Origin of the sequence: Streptomyces sp. NPDC059371 (assembly GCF_042751995.1) — a bacterium.
Classification (GTDB): domain Bacteria; phylum Actinomycetota; class Actinomycetes; order Streptomycetales; family Streptomycetaceae; genus Streptomyces.
Genome location: NZ_JBHYXD010000067.1, coordinates 23,203 through 30,055 on the forward strand (window position 1 = coordinate 23,203; position 6,853 = coordinate 30,055).

Annotated in this window: 6 protein-coding genes; 4 read left to right on the plus strand and 2 right to left on the minus strand. The window is 71.7% G+C overall.

The genetic code is table 11. The features are described 5' to 3' along the window. Positions 1-187: 187 nt before the first annotated feature. Entirely contained in the window at positions 188-1,264 is a 1,077-nt protein-coding gene (locus tag ACFXGX_RS29590) for a serine hydrolase domain-containing protein (protein ID WP_384796824.1), read from the plus strand. Between the two features lie 70 nt (positions 1,265-1,334). Here the strand turns inward: ACFXGX_RS29590 and ACFXGX_RS29595 are convergent, their stop codons facing one another. Next, positions 1,335-3,041 carry a glycerol-3-phosphate dehydrogenase/oxidase gene (locus ACFXGX_RS29595; RefSeq protein ID WP_384796827.1) on the minus strand — a complete coding sequence of 569 codons (1,707 nt, stop codon included), beginning with the start codon at positions 3,039-3,041 and terminating at the stop codon, positions 1,335-1,337. 271 nt (positions 3,042-3,312) lie between these two features. Between ACFXGX_RS29595 and ACFXGX_RS29600 the strand changes: the two genes are divergently transcribed. The 3 genes from ACFXGX_RS29600 to ACFXGX_RS29610 all read left to right on the plus strand — a co-directional run bounded on the left by ACFXGX_RS29600 (position 3,313) and on the right by ACFXGX_RS29610 (position 5,514). Further along, positions 3,313-4,521 (plus strand): nucleotide sugar dehydrogenase, encoded by a 1,209-nt coding sequence (locus ACFXGX_RS29600; RefSeq protein ID WP_384796830.1) that lies wholly within the window; start codon positions 3,313-3,315, stop codon positions 4,519-4,521. Between the two features lie 149 nt (positions 4,522-4,670). After that, positions 4,671-5,246: a hypothetical protein gene (locus ACFXGX_RS29605; protein ID WP_384796832.1), complete on the plus strand. Its 576-nt coding sequence runs from the start codon at positions 4,671-4,673 to the stop codon at positions 5,244-5,246. Position 5,247: 1 nt separating this feature from the next. Next, a complete protein-coding gene (locus tag ACFXGX_RS29610) occupies positions 5,248-5,514 on the plus strand; it encodes a hypothetical protein (RefSeq protein WP_384796835.1) in 267 nt (88 codons plus the stop codon). Positions 5,515-5,590: 76 nt separating this feature from the next. Here the strand turns inward: ACFXGX_RS29610 and ACFXGX_RS29615 are convergent, their stop codons facing one another. Beyond that, positions 5,591-6,715 carry a GuaB3 family IMP dehydrogenase-related protein gene (locus ACFXGX_RS29615; protein WP_384796838.1) on the minus strand — a complete coding sequence of 375 codons (1,125 nt, stop codon included), beginning with the start codon at positions 6,713-6,715 and terminating at the stop codon, positions 5,591-5,593. Between the last annotated feature and the right edge of the window lie 138 nt (positions 6,716-6,853).

Here is a 6,853-nt window from a genome sequence, read left to right on the forward strand (position 1 = left end):
AACAGCTCAGCCAGTGAGACGTCCGGACTCCGCCTGCGGCTCGCCCGCGACCGCGCCCCGGGCCGCACGACCGCCCCGTGACCAGGGCCGCGCGGGTCCGCCGTGCCCGCTTCCGGGACCGGCCCCCGCGACGGCCGCGCGCACAGCAACGTGCCTCATGATGGGCGCGACAAGGAAGGACCCCACGATGCCAGCGCCCCGGACACCTCGGACACCTCTGGCCATACCCATCTTCCTGGCGCTGCTCGTCACGGTCCCCGCCGATCTTCCGGGGCAGGTTCCGGCCGCCGCGCGAACGGCCGTCACCCGGGCCTCGGACGCCGCGCTGGCCCGTCTGGTGACCCGTGGCGGCGCTCCCGCCGCCGCTCTGCTCGCCGACGACGCGTCCGGTTCACGTTTCGCGAGCACCGGAAACGGAATTGCCCGCTCCGACCATTTCCGCGCCGGAAGCATCACCAAGTCGTTCATCGCGACGGTCGTCCTGCAACTCGCCGCCGAACACCGGCTGTCCCTGTCCGACTCCGTCGAGGACCATCTGCCCGGCCTGGTGCGGGGCGCGGGCAACGACGGCCGCCGCATCACACTGCGCGCCCTGCTCCACCACACCAGCGGCCTCTACGACTTCACCGAGACGACCCGGGGCACCACCCCCGTGACCGCTCCTCAGGCCTTGCGCATCGCACTCACCCATCCCCCGGCCGACCGTGGCCGCTTCGCCTACTCGAACACGAACTATGTGGTGCTCGGCATGATCGTCGAGCAGGTCACCGGCCACTCGTACGCCACCGAGGCCGAGCGGCGCATCATCAACCCCCTTCATCTGAACGGCACTTCGTTCCCCGGTGACCGCGTGTCGCTTCCCTTGCCGCACGGCCGCGCCTACGCCGCCGACGGCTCCGACGTCACCGAGCTCGACCCGCGCGTGGCCGGCGCGGCGGGTGAGCTCGTGAGCACACTGGCCGACCTGAACCGCTTCTACGCGGCTCTGCTCGACGGCACGCTGCTGCCCTCGCCCCGGCTGCGCGAGATGCTCGACACCCGCGCCGCGCATGGCTCGTACGGCATGGGGTTGTTCCCGGTGAAGCTGCCGTGCGGGACCACGGTGTGGGGACACAACGGCCGGATCTCCGGCAGCTACGTGCGCAGCGCGGCCACCGTCGACGGTCGTCGTGTCCTCACCTTCCGGGTGAACACGGACGGGGTCACGGACCCGGCACTCGAACCGGCCCTGCTCGCCGCCGAATTCTGTCCCCGCACCCCGTAGAACGGTCGGGCCGCGAACAGAGATCCCGGCTCACCACACCCGTTCGAGTGACATCGGCGGGAGGCGGCGGTCAGAACGGCACGATGTCCGGCGCTCCCAGCCGGGCCGCGTCCGCCGTCAGGTCGTCCGGCTGGCGCTGGGACTCCCGCTCGGCCTCGACCCGCTTCTCGTAGTGCTCCACCTCGCGCTCGATCTGGTCCTTGTCCCAGCCGAGGACCGGCGCCATCAGTTCGGCGGCCTCGCGGGCGCTGCGCGTACCCCGGTCGAAGGTCTCGATGGAGATGCGGGTGCGCCGGGTCAGGACGTCGTCCAGGTGGCGGGCGCCCTCGTGCGAGGCGGCGTAGACGATCTCGGCCCGGAGATAGTCCTCGGCGGCCGGCAGGGGGGCGCCGAGGGAGGGGTCCTCCGCGATGAGGGCGAGGAGCTCCTCGGCGAGCGACCCGTACCGGTTCAGCAGGTGCTCCACACGCACCACATGGATGCCGGTGCGCGCCGCGATCCGCGCCCGCGCGTTCCACAGCGCGCGGTACCCCTCGGCGCCGAGCAGCGGGATGTCCTCCGTGACGCATTCGGCGACACGCTGGTCGAGACCGTGCACCGCCTCGTCCACCGCGTCCTTGGCCATGACCCGGTAGGTCGTGTACTTGCCGCCGGCCACGACCACGAGTCCGGGCACCGGGTGGGCCACGGTGTGCTCGCGCGACAGCTTGCTGGTGGCGTCCGACTCCCCGGCCAGCAGCGGCCGCAGCCCCGCGTACACCCCTTCGACGTCGTCACGGGTGAGCGGAACGGAGAGCACCGAGTTCACATGCTCCAGCAGATAGTCGATGTCCGCGCTGGACGCGGCCGGGTGGGCCTTGTCGAGGTCCCAGTCGGTGTCGGTGGTGCCGATGATCCAGTGGCGGCCCCACGGGATCACGAACAGCACGGACTTCTCGGTGCGCAGGATCAGGCCCGTCGAGGAGTGGATACGGTCCTTCGGCACGACCAGGTGGATGCCCTTGGACGCGCGGACGTGGAACTGGCCCCGCTCCCCGACCATGGCCTGGGTGTCGTCGGTCCACACACCCGTGGCGTTGACGATCTGCCGGGCGCGGACCTCGTACTCGCCGCCGCCCTCGACGTCGCGCACCCTGGCCCCGACCACCCGCTCGCCCTCGCGCAGGAACCCGGTGACCCGCGCGCGGTTGGCGACCTTCGCCCCGTACGAAGCCGCCGTGCGCACCAGGGTCGCCACATAGCGGGCGTCGTCCATCTGGGCGTCGTAGTACTGAAGGGCGCCGATCAGCGCGTCCTTCTTCAGGGCCGGCGCGACGCGCAGGGCGTGGCGGCGGCTCAGATGGCGGTGGCCGGGCAGGCCGCGGCCGTGACCGCGGGCCATCGACATGGCGTCGTACAACGCGACGCCCGAACCCGCGTACAGCCGCTCCCAGCCCTTGTGCTGGAGGGGGTAGAGGAACGGGACGGGCTTGACCAGGTGCGGTGCCAGCCGTTCGAGGAGCAGGCCGCGCTCCTTCAGCGCCTCGCGGACGAGCGTGAAGTCGAGCATCTCCAGATAGCGCAGGCCGCCGTGGATCAGCTTGCTGGATCTGCTCGACGTGCCCGACGCCCAGTCACGCGCCTCGACCAGCCCGGTGGACAGGCCGCGCGTCGCGGCGTCCAGCGCGGTGCCCGCGCCGACCACGCCCGCGCCCACGACCAGCACGTCCAGCTCGCCCTCGGCCATTCCCGCAAGTGACTCGGCACGCTCCGCCGGCCCCAGTGTCGCTGTCCTCACCGCTGCCTCCCGCTGTAGGTCGCGCTGGCCGCACCCGTCCGGCGACGCCCGGCTCACATCCCCCCTGCCCAAAGTCTGACCGTCTCTCCCCTCATCGGCCACCGTCCGTCCTCAGCCTGTGGACAACTCTGGGCGACGCGCAAGGAATCTTGATCGATCAATCCCGCAAATCGGTCATATTTACTCCTAGTCTGACATTGCTCTCGCCCGTCCTGTCCACAGGGCTTGCGCACCTGTCCCGCATCGGTTATTGGGAAGGACGGCCCACTCCATGCCCGCAGACCTCGCCGTCATCGGACTCGGTCACCTCGGCCTGCCCCTGGCCCAGGCCGCCGTCGCCGCCGGCATCTCCACCCTCGGCTACAGAACCGGCCCGGAAGGCGGCTCCCTCACCGCCCCGGAACTGCGCCGGATGCTCGCGGGCGGCTTCCGCCCGGCCACCAACCCGGCCGAGCTGGGCCGCGTCCGCACCGCCGTCATCTGCGCGCCGACCCCGCGGGGCGCGGACGGCGCCCTGGACCTCGGCCAGGTGGAGTCGGCGGCCCGCACCCTGGCCGCACGGCTGCGCCCGCACACCACGGTCATCCTGGAATCACCCGTGCATCCCGGCACCACCGAGGCGTTCCTGCGCCCGCTCCTCGAAACCGGCTCCGGACTGCGCGCGGGGCGCGATTTCCACCTCGCCTACTCGCCCAGCCGGGTCGACCCCGGCAACCGCGACTTCACACCCGCCGGAACACCGAAGGTCATCGGCGGTCTCACACCCGCGTGCACCGAGTCGGCCGCCGCCTTCTACGGACGGCTCACCGACAAGGTCGTCCGCGCGCGTGGGCCCCGCGAGGCGGAGACCGTGCAGGTCCTGGAGACCAACTTCCGGCACGTCAACATCGCCCTCGTCAACGAGATGGCCGTGCTCTGCCACGACCTGGGCGTCGACCTGTGGGACGTCATCCGCTGCGCGGAGACCAAGCCGTTCGGGTTCCAGGCGTTCCGGCCCGGCCCGGGAGTCGGCGGCCACGGGATCGCCCAGGACCTCGGCGGCCCCTCCGGACGCCCGCTGCGGATGGTCGAACTGGCCCGGCAGGTCAACAGCCACATGCCCCAGTACGTCATCCAGCGCGCCGCCGCGCTGCTCAACGAGCACGGCAAGTCCGCCCGGGCCGCGCGGGTGCTCCTCCTCGGCATCACCTACAAGGCGGACATCGCCGACCAACAGGGCTCCCCCGCCCACGAGATCGCCGTACGGCTCATGGAACTCGGCGCCTCCGTCAGCTATCACGACCCGCACGTACCGGCGTGGAGCGTGCTCGGGCGGCCCGTACCGCGCGCGGACTCCCTCTACGAGGCCGCCGCCGACGCGGACCTGACGATCCTTCTCCAGCAGCACCGCACCTACGACCTGCAAGGACTGTCCGTGAAGGCCCAACTCCTCCTGGACACACGGGGAGCGACCCCGACGGGAGCTGCACACCGGCTCTGAGCCCAGAAAATCGCCTCACCGATTGTCACTCCCCCCTGCTAACCTGCGGCAGCTCTCGTACACACGTGCGCCCCCGCCCCGGGCGCCGACAGGTGTGCGCGACGTCCCTAGCGCACACCCTGTGCGCCAACATCCCTGGGGGGAACCACATGAGTGAGTCGACGCCGCCGTCCGGTCCACCGGTCGACGCCAACCCGTACGCGGACGCGCCCGCCGCACCCGCCGACCAGCCGCCCGTCCCGCAGCAGACCGCCGCGCCGCAGGGCGCGCCGCAGCCGGGCTTCCCGGTCGCGCCCGTCGCCCCGGCCGCCCCGGCGCAGGGCAACTTCCCGCTCGGCCTCGTCGCCGCCATCGGCGCCGGCGTGGTCTCCGCGATCCTGTACGGCCTGATCATCGGCCTCACCAAGCACGAGATCGGCTACGCCGCCGTCGGCGTCGGCTTCCTCGTCGGCATCGCCGCGGGCCGCGTCGGCGGTCGCAGCCAGACCCTCCCGGTCGTCAGCGTGATCGTCTCCGTCGCCGCGATCTACCTCGGCCAGCTCATCGGCGAGGCCATGATCGGCGCCGACGACACCGGCCTCAGCTTCAGCACGATCTTCTTCGACCACTTCGACGTGGTCCAGCAGGCCTGGAAGGCCGATGCCGACCCGATGACCTTCCTGTTCTTCGCGATCGCGGCGTACGTGGCGTTCCAGGGCACCCGCAGGGCCGGGCACGGGCACTGAGATGCCGGTCTGGCTGTTCCTGATGCTGTTCGGCTTGTCCGCCTCGGTCGCCGGGGGCTGGATCGCCTTCAACGTCCGGGGTGCCGCAGACGCCGTGAAGGCCTTCCAACAGCGCAGTCACGAGCTGAGTGCCCTGGCTGCCGGCAGCTTCACCCCGCGGCCCAACCGTGTCACCCGCTTCGGTCTCCGGCCGTACGCCGCACTCGTCGGCCTCGCCGGTGTCGTCCTCCTTCTCGCGGGCGTCGCCGAGCTGCTGACCGGCGGCTGACAAACAGGTCTCACGGAGAAGGGCCCCCACCGAGTCGGTGGGGGCCCTTCGCACGTACAGGCTTCGTACCCGCGGACTACCGCTTGTGCTGCGAGTCCGCCACCGTCACCTCGACGCGCTGGAACTCCTTGAGCTCGCTGTAGCCGGTGGTCGCCATGGCGCGGCGCAGGGCGCCGAAGATGTTCATCGAGCCGTCCGGGATGTGCGACGGGCCGGTGAGGATCTCCTCGATGGTGCCGACGGTGCCGAGGTCGACCTTCTTGCCGCGCGGCAGCTCCTCGTTCACCGCCTCCATGCCCCAGTGGTGGCCGCGGCCCGGCGCGTCGGTGGCGCGCGCGAGCGGGGAGCCCATCATCACGGAGTCGGCGCCGCAGGCGATGGCCTTGGGGAGGTCGCCCGACCAGCCCACACCACCGTCGGCGATGACGTGCACGTACCGGCCGCCGGACTCGTCCATGTAGTCGCGGCGGGCCGCGGCGACGTCCGCGACGGCGGTGGCCATCGGGACCTGGATGCCCAGGACGTTGCGCGTGGTGTGCGCGGCGCCGCCGCCGAAACCGACGAGGACACCGGCCGCGCCGGTGCGCATCAGGTGCAGCGCCGCGGTGTACGTGGCGCAGCCGCCGACGATCACCGGGACGTCGAGCTCGTAGATGAACTGCTTCAGGTTCAGCGGTTCGGCGGCACCCGAGACGTGCTCGGCCGACACCGTCGTACCGCGGATGACGAAGATGTCCACGCCCGCGTCGACGACGGCCTTGGAGAACTGCGCCGTGCGCTGCGGGGAGAGGGCGGCGGCGGTGACGACTCCGGAGTCGCGCACCTCCTTGATGCGCTGCCCGATCAGCTCTTCCTTGATGGGAGCCGCGTAGATCTCCTGAAGACGGCGGGTCGCGCTCTCCGCGTCCAGCCCGGCGATCTCGTCGAGCAGCGGCTGCGGGTCGTCGTACCGCGTCCAGAGGCCTTCCAGGTTCAGGACGCCCAGGCCGCCCAGCTCGCCGATACGGATCGCGGTGGCCGGGGAGACGACCGAGTCCATGGGGGCGGCCAGGAAGGGCAGCTCGAAGCGGTAGGCGTCGATCTGCCAGGCGATGGAGACCTCCTTCGGGTCCCGCGTACGGCGGCTCGGGACGACGGCGATGTCGTCGAAGGCGTACGCCCGGCGGCCGCGCTTGCCGCGCCCGATCTCGATCTCAGTCACGTTGTGGCCTTTCCCTCTTCGCTTCTGCGCCTCCCAGTATCCCCGACGCCCACGACGAGGGGGGCCCCCCCCGCACCCCCGGCCCCCCCCGGGGGGGCGGGGGGGGGGGGCAGGGGGGGGGGGTGGGGGGGGGGTGCG

What these genes read in the sequence shown, in the direction of transcription:
- ACFXGX_RS29605 (WP_384796832.1), top strand. Translation starts at nt 4,671, where the DNA reads ATGAGTGAGTCGACGCCGCCGTCCGGTCCACCGGTCGACGCCAACCCG.
- ACFXGX_RS29590 (WP_384796824.1), top strand. Translation starts at nt 188, where the DNA reads ATGCCAGCGCCCCGGACACCTCGGACACCTCTGGCCATACCCATCTTC.
- ACFXGX_RS29610 (WP_384796835.1), top strand. Translation starts at nt 5,248, where the DNA reads ATGCCGGTCTGGCTGTTCCTGATGCTGTTCGGCTTGTCCGCCTCGGTC.
- ACFXGX_RS29600 (WP_384796830.1), top strand. Translation starts at nt 3,313, where the DNA reads ATGCCCGCAGACCTCGCCGTCATCGGACTCGGTCACCTCGGCCTGCCC.